Annotated in this window: 16 protein-coding genes; 12 read left to right on the top strand and 4 right to left on the bottom strand. The window is 39.7% G+C overall.

Features of this window, described 5'->3' with window-relative positions:
• Nucleotide 1: 1 nt before the first annotated feature.
• Entirely contained in the window at nucleotides 2–466 is a 465-nt protein-coding gene (locus tag MA_RS12400; protein WP_011022361.1) for a hypothetical protein, read from the top strand.
• A 2,405-nt stretch (nucleotides 467–2,871) separates the two neighbouring features.
• Complete coding sequence (pap, locus tag MA_RS12405; RefSeq protein WP_048065389.1) at nucleotides 2,872–4,383, top strand: polyphosphate:AMP phosphotransferase; 1,512 nt, start codon at nucleotides 2,872–2,874, stop codon at nucleotides 4,381–4,383.
• Nucleotides 4,384–5,061: 678 nt separating this feature from the next.
• Here pap and MA_RS12410 read toward each other — a convergent pair.
• Nucleotides 5,062–6,348 carry a transposase gene (locus MA_RS12410; RefSeq protein ID WP_011022364.1) on the bottom strand — a complete coding sequence of 429 codons (1,287 nt, stop codon included), beginning with the start codon at nucleotides 6,346–6,348 and terminating at the stop codon, nucleotides 5,062–5,064.
• A gap of 463 nt (nucleotides 6,349–6,811) precedes the next feature.
• Between MA_RS12410 and MA_RS25545 the strand changes: the two genes are divergently transcribed.
• From MA_RS25545 to MA_RS24605, 6 genes are all read left to right on the top strand, one after another.
• Nucleotides 6,812–6,982: an AbrB/MazE/SpoVT family DNA-binding domain-containing protein gene (locus tag MA_RS25545; protein ID WP_083755928.1), complete on the top strand. Its 171-nt coding sequence runs from the start codon at nucleotides 6,812–6,814 to the stop codon at nucleotides 6,980–6,982.
• 161 nt (nucleotides 6,983–7,143) lie between these two features.
• Entirely contained in the window at nucleotides 7,144–7,416 is a 273-nt protein-coding gene (locus MA_RS12415) for a hypothetical protein (RefSeq protein ID WP_048065390.1), read from the top strand.
• A 292-nt stretch (nucleotides 7,417–7,708) separates the two neighbouring features.
• Nucleotides 7,709–8,116 (top strand): hypothetical protein, encoded by a 408-nt coding sequence (locus MA_RS12420; RefSeq protein WP_011022366.1) that lies wholly within the window; start codon nucleotides 7,709–7,711, stop codon nucleotides 8,114–8,116.
• A 174-nt stretch (nucleotides 8,117–8,290) separates the two neighbouring features.
• A complete protein-coding gene (locus tag MA_RS12425) occupies nucleotides 8,291–8,485 on the top strand; it encodes a hypothetical protein (RefSeq protein ID WP_157860213.1) in 195 nt (64 codons plus the stop codon).
• Nucleotides 8,486–8,506: 21 nt separating this feature from the next.
• Nucleotides 8,507–8,686, top strand: a complete 180-nt coding sequence (locus tag MA_RS12430; RefSeq protein ID WP_048065393.1) for a hypothetical protein — start codon at nucleotides 8,507–8,509, stop codon at nucleotides 8,684–8,686.
• A 678-nt stretch (nucleotides 8,687–9,364) separates the two neighbouring features.
• Nucleotides 9,365–11,293: a PAS domain S-box protein gene (locus MA_RS24605; protein ID WP_226990869.1), complete on the top strand. Its 1,929-nt coding sequence runs from the start codon at nucleotides 9,365–9,367 to the stop codon at nucleotides 11,291–11,293.
• A 950-nt stretch (nucleotides 11,294–12,243) separates the two neighbouring features.
• Here MA_RS24605 and MA_RS28650 read toward each other — a convergent pair.
• Nucleotides 12,244–12,387 carry a hypothetical protein gene (locus MA_RS28650; RefSeq protein WP_226990579.1) on the bottom strand — a complete coding sequence of 48 codons (144 nt, stop codon included), beginning with the start codon at nucleotides 12,385–12,387 and terminating at the stop codon, nucleotides 12,244–12,246.
• On the opposite strand from MA_RS28650, the gene MA_RS12445 reads away from it, so the two are divergent.
• Together MA_RS12445 and MA_RS25550 are read left to right on the top strand one after the other, a co-directional pair.
• Nucleotides 12,322–12,564, top strand: coding sequence for a metal-sulfur cluster assembly factor (locus tag MA_RS12445; RefSeq protein WP_342636705.1), 243 nt, complete (start codon nucleotides 12,322–12,324; stop codon nucleotides 12,562–12,564). The two genes, MA_RS28650 and MA_RS12445, sit on opposite strands and share 66 nt — an antisense overlap.
• 205 nt (nucleotides 12,565–12,769) lie before the next feature.
• On the top strand, nucleotides 12,770–13,393 hold the full coding sequence (locus tag MA_RS25550; protein ID WP_011022370.1) for a SagB/ThcOx family dehydrogenase: 624 nt from the start codon (nucleotides 12,770–12,772) through the stop codon (nucleotides 13,391–13,393).
• A gap of 107 nt (nucleotides 13,394–13,500) precedes the next feature.
• Here the strand turns inward: MA_RS25550 and MA_RS12455 are convergent, their stop codons facing one another.
• Together MA_RS12455 and MA_RS12460 are read right to left on the bottom strand one after the other, a co-directional pair.
• On the bottom strand, nucleotides 13,501–14,247 hold the full coding sequence (locus MA_RS12455; RefSeq protein ID WP_011022371.1) for a histidine phosphatase family protein: 747 nt from the start codon (nucleotides 14,245–14,247) through the stop codon (nucleotides 13,501–13,503).
• Between the two features lie 221 nt (nucleotides 14,248–14,468).
• Nucleotides 14,469–15,116 (bottom strand): HD domain-containing protein, encoded by a 648-nt coding sequence (locus MA_RS12460; protein WP_048065395.1) that lies wholly within the window; start codon nucleotides 15,114–15,116, stop codon nucleotides 14,469–14,471.
• 815 nt (nucleotides 15,117–15,931) lie between these two features.
• Here MA_RS12460 and MA_RS12470 point away from each other — a divergent pair.
• Nucleotides 15,932–17,377: a DEAD/DEAH box helicase gene (locus tag MA_RS12470; protein ID WP_011022374.1), complete on the top strand. Its 1,446-nt coding sequence runs from the start codon at nucleotides 15,932–15,934 to the stop codon at nucleotides 17,375–17,377.
• On the top strand, nucleotides 17,355–19,133 hold the full coding sequence (locus MA_RS12475; RefSeq protein ID WP_226990580.1) for a DUF790 family protein: 1,779 nt from the start codon (nucleotides 17,355–17,357) through the stop codon (nucleotides 19,131–19,133). Before MA_RS12470 ends, MA_RS12475 begins: the two co-directional genes overlap by 23 nt.
• Nucleotides 19,134–19,489: the final 356 nt, after the last annotated feature.

A 19,489-nucleotide genomic window follows, 5' to 3' on the forward strand; every position in this document is an offset into this window, starting at 1 on the left:
TGTGGAATATAGGTATGACCTTAATGAGCAAACTCTTTACATTGATGAAAACCGAATACCTGCGTATAGCCTGGAAAAAAACGAGATTGGCAACTGCACCAGTTGTGACTCTATCCTTGTAAGCCTTAGCTATCATGCTGTCGGGGAGAATATTGCAGTCATAACAAAATGCGCTTCATGCGGAGCCTTCTATGTAAATATCTATGACTCCGACTGGAACTGGATGGACGAAGTCCGGGTAACACTCCTTCCGATCCCCATACCTATAAGCAACCCTGTAGTTGACAGCTGGGAAGAGCTTAAAGCCGTCCCCATAAAAAAACTTGAAGCCGTTTTTTCAAAGGGAGAGATCGAAGCTCTCTTTGCCCGGGCAAAAGACAAAGCTCCTGTCCGCCAGTATCTCTATAGGGCTCGTAAAAAGTACGAACTTTTTGAAGAAATCTTTGATTTAAGGCTGGAATTATAATTTCGTTACATCAAAGTTACTGATTTTAGGCAAAAAATAGAGGGATGGAGTAAAAATATCAATTTAAAGATAAGTAATTATATAATATTACGTCAAATTTAACTGACTCCACGTGTTTAGTTTCCGGTAATTTTAATCTCATATTAAAATATATCCTCAATTCTGCTTCGAACTTGAATTAATTACCTGAAATAAAGTTGGAAAATGATGTCCGAATCTGAGAAAAAACATGTACAAATATCTAAAAATATAATATTGATGACATATTTATGTGCCATTCAAGAACCTAATAAATGTTGTCCAGAATGATTATTAACCAATTAACTTGACTATAGTTTATCATGTTTAAGTATAATCTACTCTATGTGTTTTACACCTTTTTCAATATACATGGTATAGACTCTGCACTTCAAAAACTAATATATAAAAATATCACTATAGAATGATATTATGGCGGTTTATTTATATTATCAATATAAAAATATGTGTAAAATTTGAAATGATTTATATTTATGAGCAAATTATTTTTTAAGAAAAAAACAATTTTCATTCTAAAAATATTTTATTTCATTCTTCGTCCTCATTTCTGACACTCATCCGACCAACAAAATAGATCAACAAAATAATAAAACTTATTTCTCAAACATAAATTCACCTTTTGCTGAACAAAATGGCAATTTTGTAATATAGTAGGAGAATAATTATTATTTGTATGCATGAGACATTTTTACAGTTTCATTCTGTCATCTTTTTCTGGATTTTCTTGCTCCTGCCAGATCCTACCTGATCCTGAAATCAACTATTCTGATATACTTTATGAATATCTCTTCTCTTGAGTTCTATTTTCCAATTTAGCTCCAATTTTGTCAGGTCGTTCATTTCAAAGACTATATGAATATACTATATTTTGCCGATCACCGCCCTATTTAGTGCAAAAAATATTTCAGGAAAATAATTCTGAAAATGGGGAAATCCATACATATGTAATATATGAATAGTAAAATCCTCTTCAATCTTGTTGCCCAAACAAGTTATTTTTAAAAATAATTAAGCCAATACAATAAATATGATTGTTTAACAAGAAAATCCTCTAACGTTTCTATTTTATATGTATGTGTTCTGAATGATTTTTGAAGTGCAGAGTCTATCCCTTTCCTTCTAAAAAGTGTATTATAAATATAGGGTTAATTTAATACAACTGGTAAAAAAAATAGATATATTGAAAAAAATAATACAGATCTTGTACTTGCGTAAAAAATACTCTATTTTTTTAAAGGATGTTCTTAGAAGATACACATTTTAATACATGTATTTGTTTTCTAGAGTATTTATTTTTAGAGTGTATTAGAAAATATAATTACTCAGAGTGTAACTGAATAAGCTTATGATTTAGTATTTTGTAGTTAATATTTCACTGAAAATGATAATTGATTATAATTAATGTAGTGCTAGTCTTTAAAAAGTTACTTTGGACAAAAGGGTCTATTGAATAATATATATTTAGTAGAGGTATTTTTTTAAGAAAAATATATCATATTTAATATATGTATTTTAATGAATATCATAGAGGATATCATCTCACAAAATAGAATATAAACATTTCATTCAACATATACTTTTTAATAAAGAATAATTTAGCAAACAGTGGGTATCCTATTATTACATTTTAATGTATACATATACACTGATATTACTATATACTAATTTAGATCCATACATAGTCAATGAGATATAACATTATGAATGTTTCTATTTATCTTTGATTTTATGTGTATTTATTTTTAGAACATCTTTATAATATCACATATAGAAATTGTATATACACATATCTTTAATTAATAATAACTAACTAGTGGAGTATATGATATATATCAAACAAATTCAACAAATTTTTAATATATACAATAATCTACCATAAATCATTATAGTTTGAAAAATAAATACAGTGTCAAACCACATTATAAAATATATAGTAAAGCATATGTTTTTTAAAGAAAACCTATATTGAGGTTTTTTTCATTAATAAAATTAGTATATATTTATATAATGATTTTTGTTCTCATCCGTATACACTATTTGGAATGAGTTATACACAAAAAACATACCCTTAATTTTTAATAAATTTTTTATAAATATTTATATATTTTTCACTGATTTCTGGCAAAATTTTTGATTTTTTTTAATTTGTACCAAAAACCACACATTTTTTGAACGTGAATTCTTCGAATAACAGGCTCAAAAACAAAAAGCATAAATTTTTCTTAATTGAATCTTTTAAACAAAACTTGTATTTTTACTTCATTTACTTTTACATTCTCCATAAGGACAAAACTTATACCTGCCCAATCAATAATACTTTAAACACATTATTCGAAACTGATCTTAAAAAAATTCAGGGCTTTAGCATGCTTGAAAATTTAGACTTATCCCAGACGATAAATAACGAAGACTATAAAATGAGTATGAAAACACTTGAGGTTAAAATCGGGGAACTTCAACGCAGGGCATGGGAGCTAAAAATCCCCATCATACTTGTTTTTGAAGGCTGGCACGCATCAGGGATGGGAGAAGATATCAACCGTTTTATTCTGCCTCTGGACCCGAGAGGATTTGACTTCCATACCATGACAAGACCCTGCTACGAAGAGCTCCTCAAGCCATTTCTTCTGCGGTTCTGGGCGCGAATCCCTGTAGAAGGAAGAATCGGGGTCTTTGACCGGAGCTGGTACAGCCGGGCAATAATCGAGCATTTTGGAAAAGAAAAAGATGAAATAGCCCTGGAAAATGCCCTGGAAGAAATAAATTATTTTGAACGCCAGCTTGCGGACGATGGATACCTGATACTCAAGTTTTTCCTTCATATAAGCGAAAAAGAACAGAAAGAGCGCTTCAAAGAGATCAAAAAAAGAGATATTCCCCTCATCCTTGATGAATACCAGGGAAAAAACGGGATAGAGCAGGATTTTATCGAGCAATACGATGAATATCTGCCTGTTGTGGAAAAAATACTTGAGAGCACCGATGTTCCAAATGCCCCCTGGACGATTGTTGAGGCAAATGACAGGAACTTTGCAGTCCTTAAAATCATGGTAACGGTAGCTCATGCGATCGAGACGTATATTGAAAAGGTGACACGGACTCCTGGACAGCAGACAATCAAGTACCTTGACATTGGAACTGTAAATCTCCCGTTGCTCAACGGTTCGATCCTGGAAAAGACCGACCTCTCCAAAAGTATTTCCGTAGAAGAATACAGGGAAGCTAAAAAACTTTACCAGCACAGACTTGAAAACCTTCAGTATGAACTTTATAAAAAGAAACGATCGGTTGTCATAGTCTTTGAAGGCTGGGATGCCGCAGGGAAAGGAGGAGACATCCACCGCCTTGTTGAAGAGCTCAATCCCCGGCTTTACAGGGTCGTGCCTGTGGGTTCCCCAAACGATACTGAAAAAGCTCACCATTATCTCTGGCGCTTCTGTGAAGCTGTCCCTATGGCAGGACATATAACCATTTTTGACAGGAGCTGGTACGGGCGCGTCCTTGTAGAAAGAGTGGAAGGGTTCAGTACGGAAGAAGAATGGAGAAGAGCTTACCGGGAAATCAATGAATTTGAAAAGATCCTTACCGATGCAGGAACAATTATCCTCAAGTTCTGGCTTCATATCGATGAAGAAACCCAGCTCGAACGTTTTGAAAGCCGGATGAAAGACCCTGAGAAACGCTGGAAAATTACAGAAGAAGACTGGCGAAACCGGAATAAGTGGGACGACTATAAGGTTGCAGTCGACGAGATGCTTCAGAAAACAAGTACCACAGGCTCTCCCTGGATAGTTGTCGAGTCCCGAGACAAGCGTTATTCAAGGATAAAAGTCCTGAAGACCGTAGCTGAAAACCTTGAAAAAGAATTGAATACATGATAAATACCTCTTATATTCGGCAGGTCGACATTATGAATTAAATATTTTTGCTGATATTGTTTTTTAAACATTCTGCAAATTTGTAATATACTTGAAGCTGGTTAACATATGACTCAAATCTTACGCCCTATATAAGTAACGAACCATTTTTGCAGTAATGTTTAATGTGGAAGAAAACGTGTTTTCCCACAAAAACGCTATCAGTAAAAATACTTGGAAAAAATCAAGTTACCTGCCGAAAGTAGGATACCTGATCAATGTAAGGGACATGTACTCAAAGATCGATAAATTATTTTATCCGAAGCCACCAGCACACTCAACAAACCCGAAAAGTTTCTTTAATCTTTTTTCACGCTTATCAGGGACTTTCACTCTTTTCCATTAAGTTTTTCCCTTTCTTTTCTGTACCTGTAAAGGGCTATTTCTATATTGCTGTGCAGGTCTTTTTCGTCAAAAGGTGAGTCTTTTTAATTTTTTCTGGTTTTTCTTCAATCTCAAGACAACCACAAAATTTTATCCCAATTTGAGCAAATCAATTCACTCATTTAAAAATGTTGATTCATTCACACAAGCATCCACCAAAATTTTCCAAATTGTGGAACTATTTTTGTGGGAATTTCCGACAGCTACAGCTATAAGCCATCAAGTTTAAGAACTAATTATTCTCCAATTCTAGCATTATCCATATTGGAATCTTGCTCTCATTAAAGGTGAGAAACCTTTCCATTTTCCAGTGCTGAAACACCGTTTGTTGAAAAAAGTAAATAGATTGTAACAAAAATTAGTTAGTCCATTATTGGTTTTGAATGACCTCGCTTTGTCTACTATATCACATATCAAAGAAAATATCTGTTCCATTGTATTATCTGTCTCAGGTGTAAAACCTTTTTTCAAGAAGCTCACATTCTTGCTGAAAATCTCTTCGGCATAAGAAATCGCTTTATGAGACGCTTCAGAAAGTTCAAGATCAGAGTTAAATTCTCGTATCTTCTGAATATGCGCAACAGCACTGATAACCGTATCAGAAAGTATCAATTGAGATATCTCATTGTAGGTAATCTTATCGTTATCTGGAATCTCTTCAATAGAACTGAATTCCTCATAATACCTCTTACTAACGTTTTTTAATTGATGAAACACACAAAAAGAATGAGTCACTTCAGGAAAGACCATTTTTACGGCTCCAATGATCGCTTTATCCTCATCAGAAACAATCTTTTTGATTTTATCTTCAGGAAATCGGTTCTTTATTCGTATAAAAAGAGGCATCAGAGCCTCAATTGTTGGTAACCTCTCAGTTACTTCAAAATCTAAAATGACCTTCTCTTTGGTAGCAACAACGTAAACAGATTTATATCGCATTTTTTTCCATTCTTTCTTTGTGAGTTTCGTTCCAATAAATTCTTCAAGCTTTTTTTTCCATCCATTCTTGATCCAATTCCCATCAACATACAATGTTTCTTCAAAGCTAACTCCTTGGTTCAAAAGTTCTTGCTTTGAAAGTTTTGCTAGTTTCTGTTCATATAACCACAATGAAGTGGGACAAGGAGCTCTTCCACAGACATTTATTACTCCTTCTGTATATGTTTCCCCAATTCGCCGAGAATTGTGCAGACTGCATCGTCCATCGTATCTGACATTTATTTGTGTATCATAATATTCAGAACTGTAATTTGCAGAACCCTGAACACCAATAACCCGATCATGATAATGTTTCTTACAAGTGGGACAAAGCCAGTATGTAACATTGAGAGATATAGTGCCGTAACGTGATATAATAAAACGAGTGTGATGAGAGTTAACATGTAATTTACTTCCACAACTATCACACTGAGTAGGGGAGAATATAGAGAACATAGGATAGTATCGATTTTCAACCAAAACTTTTGGCAAAGGAATTATTATTTTGCCGTCAACTATCGTTTTTATCATAGATTTATCTATTGCAATGTTTCCTTTTCCCATAAATAGAAAAAATATATCAATATAATTAAAATTTTATTGTTTTGCACGATATAGAGGGAAAACGAAAAACCAGAAAATAATAAAAAGTCTCTTAAATTCATCTGTTGGGTTTTATCCTCTATCCATGCCAACCTAAGACTTACATGCTATTCTAAGAGCTTGCGTGAAATATAGTTAGAATCGTGCGAAAATATAAGGATAATTCAAACATCCTATATTTTACTCAAAATCTACCCCTTTATTTCCACTGCACGGATATCCGATGTATCGATATCACAAAAATGACAGTAAATTCTCATGGATTTACACAATTAGGTTAATTAAAATTTGGATATCTTTTTTGTATTGAAATATCAGCATCAGGTAGACATATAAATTATCTATATAGTAATAAATACTATTCTGTGAAATATAGTTTCCATTTGTACAATCTTTAAGTGTGTGTGCCCTCATATGTGGGTACATGGTAAGGCACAGAATTACCATAGATAAATCAGGTAGGACGAAAGTGGTACTGCCTGCATACATACGAGATAAATTTGAACTCGAAAACGGCGACCAGGTGGAGATAACGGATGATAATGAGAATATAATCATAAAACCGGGAAAGCAAATGGGCGACGATAATCAATGAAAACAATCTGGGATTGTGATGGGTGTATGCTTAACTCAGGCTTGAAGTAACTATGAACCCGACCCGGGTTAAAACGCGAGTGGTATGTCCGTTCAATGATAAACGTGTAAATTGGATTAAGAATATGCAAGAATCCGAAAGCTGAGTATACGGTGGTGAGCATGGACAAGATCGAAGCATATAAGCAATCAATCGAAAAGACATCGGCTTTAATTTACGAGCTCCAGGCACTCCGGAGAATATACACTGAACTGCTGCTAAACGAAGCAATGGAATCCATGATCAGATGGATGCATAAAACCAATCAGGCCATAACTGCCATCATAAAGGACATCGACTTTTCAAAAAGGGAAGTTACCATAAGGACAAATTCAGAATGGTTCCTGGAGGGCAGGATGAAGTTTAGCGAGTTTCTGGAATTATACAAGATGTGATAAAAGATGAATATCGAAGAAAGGGTAAAAATGCGGAATGACAGAATACAGAACTTTATTCAGAATGATGCAAACAAACAGACCACAGTAGTTAGTACCTGGCATCCGGAATAAGCGACGACCTAAGTAACGCAATTTCAAAGGTCGAAAAAAGGACTGCGTAAACAGAGATGGGTATTTGTTCGGAAAATCAATTCCGGGGTAATCCCGGATTCTCTTAAAGATGACATAGGCAAGATAAATGTAAACGAAGACACTTTGGTCGAGCTCTACGGAATAAGAGATAACGGGCTTGATAACGTCAATGATGGATTGGGTGACTGATATGCCTCATGATATCGAAATTACCAATATGGCACCGAAAACGCATAAACAATGGCTCGAAGCGAGAGCCGAGTTATATAAGCTCAAAAAAGCCGAGGAAGAGAAAAACATTGAAGCCCGGAGATTGTTTGATTTTTTACGTCCGGAGCTCCGGGCATTTGTTATGGAGATGGAGAGGACATTGAGAAAGCATGATCCCATAAAAGGTGACTCGTACAAAACGATTGATCCCATTATACTCGATTCTTTGCTCAATAGTGAGTATGACGAGTATATCCTGGAGTCTCCCCCATACGAGGAATTCACCATAACATCGGAAATGAAAAAGGAATTGCTTGATCTGGCGAACGCTGCAATGATGCTTTGGAGCAGGTGACATGAAAACACCGAATTTGAACTGGCTTACAAGGGAACCATACCGAACACCAGTGTCAATTATAATTGGTCTTATATTGGTAATAATCACGGTGTGGTTGACATCCGTGGTGAGTGGTTGGATATGGTGAGTTGGTAGGGAAATGACATGATGTATGAGAACCTAAAAAACCATTTGATAACAGACGATTGCACAAATGATGTCTATGTTGCAGCCGAAAAAACAGAGAATGGGTATAAGCTTTGCTGTGAATGCGGGGTAGTGCTTGAAGTATCTGAAAATCCAGTGGGTAGGGTACTTGTCTGTGATATCCAGGAAGAAGACTATTGGGTAGTCGGAGAGTCCGAACGTGTCATTAACTCATCGTAAAACGAATGGACGGTGTTCTAAATGTCTGCACACTTGAACGTAGAATCTAATGGAGATAAAGTCGTAATCACCCTTTCTGGTGGCTTTGAGCAGGATCTACTCGAAGAATGGGCCCACGTTGATAAAACATCAATGGAAATTGTACCTTTGGCTCTTAATACCCTCATGGATGAAATTGAGACTGAATCATTAAAAATATAGAAGAAAAAATTACCTGAATCGTGACATTTAACTTATTTTATACAGTAAACACCCAGAACACAATTGTATTTTTAAAACTGTTCTCTGAAAAGAAGGCTGGAAAATACTTGTTTTTCAAAATCCATATTACCCTAGCCTACCATAAATACGATATATACAGCAACAGATTATTATACTTCACAATAGAAGTAATTAAGAGAATTTTTATATATAATTTCACATTCAAAAACCTCCTTTCAGGTCTTAAGATTCAACCATATTTCTGATGTCAAACTTAATCGCTCTTCTAGCTGAATTGCCCTTCTTACAAAATCACTTTTTTGAGAACTTGCCTTTCAACAAAGTTGGCTTTCAGCAAAGTTGGCTTTCAGCAAAGTTGGCTTTCAGCAAAGTTGGCTTTCAACAAAATTGTCTTTCAGCTAAATTGCTCTTATATTTTCTGCGATAAAAGAACAGTTTTATTTAATAAGCATTATTATAAAAAGTAAATAGAAGATATAATTATCAGCCTGTATGACTATCAGTCGATATTAATTTTAAAAGGGGATCAGCATTACGGAAAAAAACATTCAGAGCAAATTCACGGGAAAGGGGCTTCCTGAAAAGGAGTTACCGGACTTTTTTGAGTCAAAGGATGAACTGAAAATTTTCCTGAGGAGTATTCCGCAGGTTATTTTCATAAGGAAAGCCGAATCTGGCTTTCCGGTAGAGTTTGCTTCTGCAAACGTTTCCGGATTTGGGTATGAACCTGCCGACTTCAGAGCAGGAAAAATACTGTATGCTGATATCGTCCATCCCGAGGACCTTGAAGCTTTCAATTTCGGGGTTATAAGCAATTCCGAGCGAGGGATTGCAGACTATATTCTGAAGTACAGGATTCTTACAAAAGATGGAGAGGTGCACTGGGTTGAGGACAGGACTCTCATCCAGTACGGGAAAAACGGCAGGATAAGCCGTTATATAGGGATTGTTTCGGATATTAACACCCGCAGAGAGCTTGCAGAAAAGCTGAAACAGGAAAAGCAGAAGTTCAGTTACCTCCTTAACTCAAGCCGCAGTCTTATAATTATCATGGACAGGCAGGGAAAAATCCTGGAAACAAACGAAAGGGCGTGTACAAGCCTCGGGTACAGCCAGGAAGAACTCCTCAAGCTTGCTCCCTCAAACATCGATACAAGGTATGGAAACCAGTTTCCAAGGCAGGTCAAAAAGATATTTCAGAAAGGAAACATTGCCTTTGAGACCAGCTATCTGAAAAAAGACGGCACTTCTATTCCTGTGGAAGTGGAAGCCCATTTAATGGATTATGAGGGCAGAAGCACAATCCTTACGGTTGCAAATGACATCAGCGAACAAAAACAAATAAAAAAAGACCTCTCAAACTCCCTGAAAGTAAATAAAGTCCTGGAATTAATTGTAAGCAGCAGCCCTATGGTTGTTTTCCTGAGCAGCCCCAGAGAAAAAAGGCCTGTGGAATTCATAACTGAAAACATAATCCTTTTCGGGTATCCGGCAGGGGCTTTTACCTCAGGGGAACTGGCATATGAGAACATTATCCACCCCCTTGATATCGAAAAGGTAAGGGATAACCTGTTCAGGAATTACAAGGAAGGAAAAAACGACTTTTTCCAGGAGTACAGGATTCTAACAGCCTCCGGAGAGGTGCGCTGGGTTGATGAGCAGACGTTTATCCACTCCGATGAAAAAGGGGATATAGAATACCTGTACGGGACCGTTATTGACGTTACCGAAAAAAAGCAGAGTTCGGACTTCCTGCGCATCCGCCGCGATACAGGCACTGCCCTTGAATCAACCGATGTGTTGCAGGATATCTTAAGGCAGCTCCTTGACCTTGCACTTGAGGTTGAACCCCTGGACTCAGGCTGTATCTATCTGATGGGCGAGGCAAACGGCGAGCTGAAATTAAAGACCTGCAGAGGTCTTTCCCCTGCTTTTGTGAAAGCAGCTTCAGGTTTTGGGAAAGCTCAGGGGCTTGTAAACCTGTTCAGGATAGGAAAACCTGTCTACAGGCAGTATTTTGAACTTAAAAAAATGGCTTCCCTTGAAACACCTCCTGAAGAAAAGCTCAGGGCAGCAGCTTTTATTCCCGTATTCTCTGGAGGAAATTTTGCGGCAGTCATGCAGCTCAGTTCCCATAAGGCGGATGAGATTCCCGAAAGTTCCAGAAAACAGCTCGAAACCATTGCCCTTGAACTCGGAAACGAGATTTCAAGGACTAAGGAAAAAGCAGAACTCCAGCAGATTAGCAGCGATTTTCAGGGGCTCTTCAAAAGCATAAAGGACTTCATTTTCATAGTAAACCAGGAAGGCTGCATAGTTCATTCCAATCCTGCTTTCCGCAAATACCTTTCGTATACCGAAAAAGAACTCCTTGGGAGGAATATTCTTTCCTTCCATCCCCAGAACCGGGTCCTTGAAGCCGCAAAAAACTTTTCTGAAATCCTCGAAGGAAAAACATTCCTGTACAGCGTGCCCTTTGTTACCAGGGACGGAACAGAGATTTTTGCTGAAACCAAATTCAGTAAAGGCTCATGGAGGGGACAGGAAGTCCTGATTGCTCTCTCCCGGCCCAGGCCTGAGGAGTGAGAAAGGACGAAAAATATATATCAATATTTAATCTTCTTTTCCACTCAAAATAAAAATGAGAAAAAAATCAGCCCAGTTCATTTTCAAACAGAAAATGAACAGATAGAAGAAATTTTATTTTAAAAAAACTAATATATAAGTCTATCCTCTACCGCGATCTGACCATATCCCTAGAAATACAGCCTACAGATGATGAAAACTGTAATATATCCAAAAAAAGATTTAAGTTAATAAGTAGTTCAAATGAGAGGATAAGGAGCTTCCGAATTTTCTATATATATAAGTCTGCCGAAATTATTTTGTTTGAAGAGGGTTAAAACCACGAGAAATATATTATAACAGGAGAGCTACAGATAAAGAAAGCTCACACCAGCACTTTGGTTCCAACCATGTGAACCCTGATGGGGGAACATATCAGCACTCACGCGAATAGACCCGAACAGACTGGAAAAAAGTACCGCAGCGTCTGGAACCAGAAACTGCACATCGCAGGGCCGGGATAAAAGTCCAAAAATACTATCTACCACCATATCTACCACATCTACAATATCTACACACCACAAAGCCGGCCCTGGTGTGCAGTTGAGATGATTGGAAAACTCCTTTTTAAGATCCCTGTTTCTGATAATTTCTGATTAAACCTTTTTCTGAATATCTTTTCTGAGAATTTCTGATTCTGAACAGACCAGCTTTTTAAGGAAGCTGTTTCCGAAAAGTCTGCTGCTGAAAAAAATCATTGCTGGAAGAACATGTTAAAACCGCGAAACGACCTATTCTGGAGTTTTCTGGAAATTATGAGTTTTCTGGAAATATGAGTTTTCTGGAAATATGAGTTTTCTGGAAATATGAGTTTTCTGGAAATATGAGTTTTCTGGAAATATGAGTTTTCTGGAAATATATTTAACTCCATCCGCCATTTTATTTAGTAGGGAACATAAAATTGCTGCAGATCACACTTTAAGGGGGATGGTACCATCGTTACAAAAGAAGAAGTCATCGAGGTTCTGAAGAGCTGCTACGACCCCGAAATTCCGATCAATATCATTGACCTGGGACTTGTTTACGGGATCGAGATAAAAGAAGACAGGGTGCATATAAAAATGACCCTGACCGCACCCGGTTGTCCAATGGGAGGGCTTATTGCTGAAGACGTGAAGCGAAAGGTCGAAGCAATCAAAGGAGTAAAAGAAGCCGAAGTAGAACTTGTCTGGGAACCTCCCTGGACTCCGGACAGAATTTCGGAAGATGCAATGAGGAAGATAACGGAATAAAACAGCGAATTAAAACCTGGTGAAATTAAACAAAAAAACTGAAACATTATATAAAAAAATAGAAACTAAACCGTTACGGAATAAAACATAAGGAGCAAAAGCAACAAGAGTTAGAGTATAAGGAACAAAAACAATAAGAACTGAAACACCAAAAACCGAAACATAAGGAACTAAAAATTTTGCATTAAAAGTTGGGGGAACAAATATGGGAAATCAGGATCTTAGCGACCTGCCAATGAAAGTAAAGCTGCCTGAGCTGGATGCTGCAGGCAGAAGCCATATAGAAGAACTCATCGCAAAGCGGAGGTCCATACGGGAATATGCTGACAGAGAACTTTCCGAGCCGCTCATTTCTCGTTTTCTGTGGGTAACCCAGGGAACCAGTTCAAAAGAGGGGTTAAGGACAGCACCTTCGGCAGGCGCACTTTACCCTCTTGAGGTCCATGTCGTAATCGGAGAGGGCAGTGGACTTGAAGCCGGTATTTACAGGTACGTTACGGAAGAACATTCCCTTATCCAGGAAATCCCTGGCGATATGAGAAAAAAACTCTCGGAAGCTGCCCTATCTCAGGGCATGATCAAAAACGCTCCTGTTTCACTCGTAATTTCTGCAATCTACCCGCGCATAACAAGCAAATATGGAAAAAGAGGACTTAGATACGCCCACATGGAAGCCGGACATGCTGCCCAGAACGTATATCTTCTTGGAGTTGAATTGGGAATCGGGACCTGTACAGTAGGGGCTTTTGAAGACGAGGAGGTAAAAAAGGTCCTTAAAATGCCTGCAAATGAAGATCCTCTCTATATCATGCCCCTGGGCTACATCTAAACCTGCCTGCAAATATTTTTCTGTGCAGAAGCAACAGCAGATCAGTAGCAGTAAACCAGCAGATGTGAATCAGCAGAGGCAAATTCGGATGGACCCGAAAAAATAAATCAGAGATTCCTTTTCACTGATGGGTCCGTTTCAGCATTTTCCCTGACCAGCCTGCCTCCAGAGAATGTATAGATTACTGGCCTTGCATTTGCCAGCCTGATTTTGCGGATGTCTTCGTTAGAAATCCCTTCAATATGCTTTATCAGCGCTCGTAAACTGTTCTGGTGAGCACAGACAATTACATTTTTTCCGTCCTGAAGGATGGGAAAGATCTCTTTTTCGAAATATGGCACCGCACGTCTATAGATATCCTTGAGGCTTTCCCCTTCCGGAGGCCCTTCGTCAAAACTCCGGCACCAGTGGAGAATCTGCTCTTCCCCGTATTTCGCTTTCATTTTGTCCTTTTTCTTGCCCTGAAGTATCCCGTAATAGCGTTCGTTTAAGGCTTCATTTGAATGGATAGGGATCAGGTTTTTTTCGGTATTAGGGGGGTAAGCATACCGTTTTTCTTTTCTGTCCTTCCTGGATCCGTCTTCTCTTTCGGTCCTATCCTCTCCTGTCCCGGCTTCTTCGTGGACAAAGACCCCAATTTTTTTCTGCTTTGAAAGGATTAAAAAGAGAGTTTCCTGTGCCCGAATCAGTTTTGAAGTGAAAGTAACGTCCAGATCAATCCCCTCAAGTTCGGCAGCACAGAGAAGGGCTTCTTTTATCCCCTTTCCGGTCAAAGGAACGTCAACCCAGCCTCCGAACCTGCCATCAACGTTCCAGCCGGATTCCCCGTGTCGTACAATTATCAGGTAACTCATTCAGATCTTCCAATCCCAAGACTTAATTCTTGTTTTTTAAAAGATGGTTTTAAAGTATGTTTCGAATAGGTTTATTCGGTAAGGATTTAAAGTATATTCAAAGTATGGATTATAAAGTATGGTTTAAAGTATAAACCTTAAGGTATGATTTTAAAGCAGGACTAAAAATATAGTTTTTCTGATTTAAATCTTCATAATTTAAATCTTCATGATTTGAATATTCATGATTTTTTCGATCGCGGCTTGAACTCAAGTTCCGTATCATAGAGCAGAGACCAGAGGTCCCCCTTTTTGTACATCCTTTCCGCATCTATTTCAGCTCCCTGCCCTATTATTTCGAACCTGACTTTCCGGCCTTTGAAAGTAGCCTTCCCGAGCCTGCTTTCCATCCGGCTGTAGTCAAGGGCATCGGCAAGCCGGATGAGGGCAGCCACTTTTAAGGTAAGATCCTGCAGGTCTTCGGGCATTTTCCCGAAAGCTTTTAGCCTGAGTTTTGCAACCTTCTCTCTCCCAACTCTTTTTTTGTGCAGGAAAGCCGCCCAGGCAACAACCGGCCACAGCCTTTCAGGTAATTCGGCAGGCGGGTGCCGAAGCAGGATATCCCTCCCTGCCCTGTGGTGGTTCTCAAAGTCAGTAGCTACCCCGGTATCGTGCACAAGAGCAGCTATTTCCACTAATTTCCGGTACTCGGGACCCAGCCCGTGGATAGGAGCAAGGATCTCAAAAAGTTCGAGTGCATTCCGGGCCACGTTATCAGCATGGCTGCGTTCAATTCCGTATTTATGAAAAAGGTCTTCCAGGAACATGGGTTCGGGCAGAACATCATCCTCGTACCTGCTATTCCCCCTGGATCTGAAATTAGAGCTCATTCAAAATTCCCTTCATTTTATTTCCATCCTACTATTGAAAATCGACCTGAAGTTATTTCTCAGTTTCCCGAGTTTCGCTTCGGGAGCACGAAGTCCTTTTCACTCGCTTCGCTCGTTCAAGAGGACTACTTGATGGATTTTATTATTGGTTTCGTTCAAGCAGACTACTTTATATATTAGAATAAGGAGCTTCGCTCAAGAGGACCAAAAAGGATTAAGTTACGAAAGTTTCTGTCCCGTACAATCCTACTTACTTAATGAAGAGAAAAGAAAACATGCAAACAATAATTGACGTTTGCTTTTATGCTTATTACAGAGCTCATCCCAAAACTCAAAATTTGCTTCTTGAGCTTGTATTTCGAGTAATCAATCAAGCTCATGATCATGAAAACAATTCTGAAAATTCCCAAAGATTAAGAATAAAGGTGACTTTTGGGATAGCCTCACAGTATATTCAGGCTTTATTCAGATTCTTCTTTCTACTTTTTTCTTTTTTTGTAATTGCTGCCAGACAAGCTGGCGGAAGTACTAATGTTTACCTGTTCTTTGAAAACCAGCTTCTGGGGCTAAGAAACCCGTTCCTTCGATCTGTAGACGTTTCTTCAATATATTGCCTCTCTCAATTGCGGCCTGGTTTGTAGATTATTTTTGTCTTGCCCGATGGAACGGCCAAGGTCCCGGACGGCGCGGTAGAGTAAAATGAGAAATTCCTTTTCCGAGCAGAGAAGATAAAAAATTAACACAGGTGATAAACTCCAGTCTGAGCCTGCTGATAACTGAATTATTATATATCATGTCCCGACTCTTAGTTAACAATGATTGAAATCAGCTTCAAGCAGGGAACTCTTCTCATAAAGGGCAATGTGAGGGTACCGAATTCCATATGGGACGAAAGGAGCGGGAGCTTTCGGGCTCCAGCACTGTATTATAGGGATATTGTCAACTATCTGAAAGAATCCGGCATTGATTTTGAAGATGCCGTACTTGACCTGCTTCCCTGTCCGGACCTTTCAGCAGCTTATGAGGCTTCGGGAAAGAAGCTGAAATTGAGGGACTACCAGGCCGAAGCCCTTGTTGCCTGGAGTGAAAACGAAAAGTGGGGAGTGCTGGTCCTGCCAACAGGAAGCGGAAAAACCCTTCTTGGAATCAGGGCAATTGCCGGGTGCAACACGCCTGCCCTTGTTATTGTCCCGACCCTTGACCTGCTCGAACAGTGGAAAACCCAGCTTGAAGTAGCCTTTTCCATGGAAATAGGAAAGCTTGGGGGCGGAGAGAAGAAAATCCTTCCCATAACCGTTTCCACATATGACTCTGCTTATATCCATGCCGAAACTCTGGGGAACAGGTTCGGCCTTCTTGTTTTTGACGAAGTGCACCACCTGCCTGCAGCCGGGTACAGGAGTATTGCCGAGTTTTCCGCAGCCCCTTGCAGGCTTGGACTGACTGCCACCTACGAGAGGGAAGACGGGCTGCACACGGAACTCAACCGGCTCGTAGGGGGAAAGGTCTACGAGAAAAAGGTCTCGGAACTTGCTGGAGGACATCTTGCCCCTTACACAATAAAGAGGTTTGCTGTGACACTCACTGAGAAGGAGCAGAGAGAATATGACCGGAACTATTCTGTATTCCTTGATTACCTCCGAAAAACCGGAATGCTGATGAGAGGAGCTCGGGACTTTCAGAAACTGGTCATGAAAAGCGGCAGGGACCCAGAAGCCAGAAAAGCCCTCCTTGCAAGAAATGCAGCAAGAGACCTTGCCTTCAACAGCAATTCAAAAATCGAGAAACTGCGGGAGATCCTGGAGCAGCACAGGGAGGATAGGGTGTTTATCTTCACGGAACATAACCGGCTGGTGCACCGGATTTCCAATACATTTTTTATCCCTGCAATCACCTACAGGACCCCGGCAAAAGAAAGGAACTCCATTCTTGAAAAATTCAGGACTGGGAGCTACAGGGCAGTTGTTACCTCAAAGGTGCTTGACGAGGGAATTGACGTCCCTGAAGCAAATATTGGAATCATCGTAAGCGGGACCGGAAGCAAAAGGGCATATGTCCAGCGCCTGGGCAGGATCCTGAGGAAAAAAGAAGGAAAAGAAGCCGTGCTCTATGAAATCATAGCTGGGGAAACTACCGAAACCGGGACTGCAAGGAGGAGAAAAGAAGCTCTCTCCTCCGGGAAAAGAACTTCAAAAGCTAAAGGCAATACCGGAACCCCAAAAAAGAAAAGCCTAGGAGGTGATTCGCCTGCTCACCTCTGATCTGCTTGTCACCCGGATTTCAAAGGGAAAAATAAAACCGGAATATGCATCCTTTGATTCCGAAAATCTGGAACTTGCAGAACTCCTTATAGAGACTTTCGAACAGCATGTGGGAAAAACATACGGAGACCTCCTGGCTGAACTTGAAGGATATGAAGAGATGAATTACCGCTTCATCAGGGGGCTTTCCCAGCTTCTTGGCAGGCGGGCTGTGGTTGAAACCTCTTCGGCTGTTGACCCCTCCAGAGCCAGGGAAGCTGTTTTTGAAGCCTGTGGGGGGATGGCACTTTCTCCTGTCGAAAGAAAAGAGGCGCTTCAAAAAGCCGCGGAAAAGCTTTCGATTTCAGTCCCGGAACTTGAAAAATCCCTCTGGGCTGACCTTGAAGAAAACCAGTTCCTTAAAGAATTCAATCCCCTTTCCCCTGCGGAACTCCTCAGGCAGTACAACATCTCCCTGACCCAGACCCTCCTTTTCCGCGCTGTTGATCTGGATATCTGGATCACAGGCGATTTCCAGAAAGTCCTCTGGAAGATCCTCAGGTCCGGGCTTATGTATTCCCTGGAAGACGCTGAAGAGGAAACCGGTGAAAAAGAAGAAGCTAAGGAGCTAAAGGCTGTCCACCTCCATCTCGAAGGGCCAGCTTCCCTTTTCCGGATGTCGGAAAGGTACGGGAATTCCTTTGCAAAACTCTTCCCGACTCTCCTGCGAACAAAAGGCTGGAGCCTGAAAGCAGGCATTCTCCACAAAGGTTTTCAGGGAAAACGCATCCTCGAGTTTACCCTTGACAGCTCGAAAGCAGCTTTTAAACCCTCATCCGAAGCAGTCCGATATTCGGAAGCTCTCTATTCCGGGCTTAAACTTGAGGAAACACGGGAAAGATACAAAACCGGAAAAAAAAGCGGAATAGTAGGAGAAGGTGAGATAGGATTTGCGGAAGAGGAAGCCGAGATTCGGGAAATAGCCGCCGAAGAAGCAAGCTATGACAGTACACTTGAACAGGCATTCGGTAGCCTCAGTTTGGGGAGCTGGAAGGCAAAAAGGGAACCCACAATTCTCAAAGCCGGAAAACACGCTTTTGTCCCGGACTTTTCTCTGCAGAGGAATAGTTTGAAGGTATATCTGGAAATTGTAGGCTTCTGGACTCCGGAATACCTTGAAAAGAAAGTTGAGAAACTCAAAGAAGTGAAGGAACCCCTTATTCTCCTGATTGACAGAAAATTGAAATGTTCTGAAAAAGACTTCCCTGCCCAGGAAGTAATTTTCTTTGACAAAAAAATCCCGGCAAACGAAGTCATGAAGGTGCTTCGGAAATACGAGGAAAAGAAGCTTCGTGAAGAGAAATCAATACTGCAGGAGATGGAAATTCCTCTTTCCGGAGAACTGATAAGCCTCGATGAAATCGCAGCTGAAAAAGGAGTCCTGCTCGATGCTTTAAAGGAAGTGATTGCAGCCAGGCTTAAAAAGTCCGGGGAAGCTGAAGAAGCAGGGAGATTCATAGAATCCGAAGAATTGGAAAAATACAGGGATTATGTACTCCTTGAAAACTTTGTAATCCACAAACAATTGCTTGAGAAAATAGATAAGGAACTTGAAAAACCCAGGGTCGTGGAGACATATGCAGATGCGGTAAAAGTCTTTAAGGGCTTCAGGCTTGACAGCAGTCTCTATTATCCCTTGCTGGAAGAACTCGGGTATCGGGTTATCTGGGCAGGGTTGAGTGAAGAGGATGCTAAAGTCAAAAAAGTTAAGCAATGACTGGACTCTAAATTACAGACACTTCTGTATCGTACAACCTTACTCTCTTTATCAAGTCATTTTTGTCCCGCTCGACTCAGGAGATCGGTTTTTCCCAAAAAAAAGGAAAAGAATGAGAAATGAGAGAAAAAGAAAGAGAAAAAGAAAAGAAATAGTGTAAAAGCCAAAAAGTAAAAGCTGATGAGGATGCTTGTGGATAAGAAAGAGAATCAAAGAGACTAAAGCGGTAGAAATTCCGGTCTTATTTCTCCATTTCTTCTGCTTTGGCATGAAAGTCATTTCATTTACTTTCATTATTTGTGCCTGTTATTCGAAGAACATCATGTGTGTTTTTTCTTTTGTGAAGGGCCGCCAGA

This window comes from Methanosarcina acetivorans C2A, assembly GCF_000007345.1.
GTDB lineage: Archaea > Halobacteriota > Methanosarcinia > Methanosarcinales > Methanosarcinaceae > Methanosarcina > Methanosarcina acetivorans.

Excerpts from the sequence above, each read along its gene's own strand:
- pap (WP_048065389.1), top strand. The coding sequence starts at position 2,872 with ATGCTTGAAAATTTAGACTTATCCCAGACGATAAATAACGAAGACTAT.
- MA_RS12410 (WP_011022364.1), bottom strand. The coding sequence starts at position 6,348 with ATGGGAAAAGGAAACATTGCAATAGATAAATCTATGATAAAAACGATA.
- MA_RS25545 (WP_083755928.1), top strand. The coding sequence starts at position 6,812 with ATGGTAAGGCACAGAATTACCATAGATAAATCAGGTAGGACGAAAGTG.
- MA_RS12415 (WP_048065390.1), top strand. The coding sequence starts at position 7,144 with ATGGACAAGATCGAAGCATATAAGCAATCAATCGAAAAGACATCGGCT.
- MA_RS12430 (WP_048065393.1), top strand. The coding sequence starts at position 8,507 with ATGTCTGCACACTTGAACGTAGAATCTAATGGAGATAAAGTCGTAATC.
- MA_RS28650 (WP_226990579.1), bottom strand. The coding sequence starts at position 12,387 with ATGCACCCTGTCTTCTTTTATCTCGATCCCGTAAACAAGTCCCAGGTC.
- MA_RS25550 (WP_011022370.1), top strand. The coding sequence starts at position 12,770 with ATGGGAAATCAGGATCTTAGCGACCTGCCAATGAAAGTAAAGCTGCCT.
- MA_RS12455 (WP_011022371.1), bottom strand. The coding sequence starts at position 14,247 with ATGAGTTACCTGATAATTGTACGACACGGGGAATCCGGCTGGAACGTT.
- MA_RS12460 (WP_048065395.1), bottom strand. The coding sequence starts at position 15,116 with ATGAGCTCTAATTTCAGATCCAGGGGGAATAGCAGGTACGAGGATGAT.
- MA_RS12470 (WP_011022374.1), top strand. The coding sequence starts at position 15,932 with ATGATTGAAATCAGCTTCAAGCAGGGAACTCTTCTCATAAAGGGCAAT.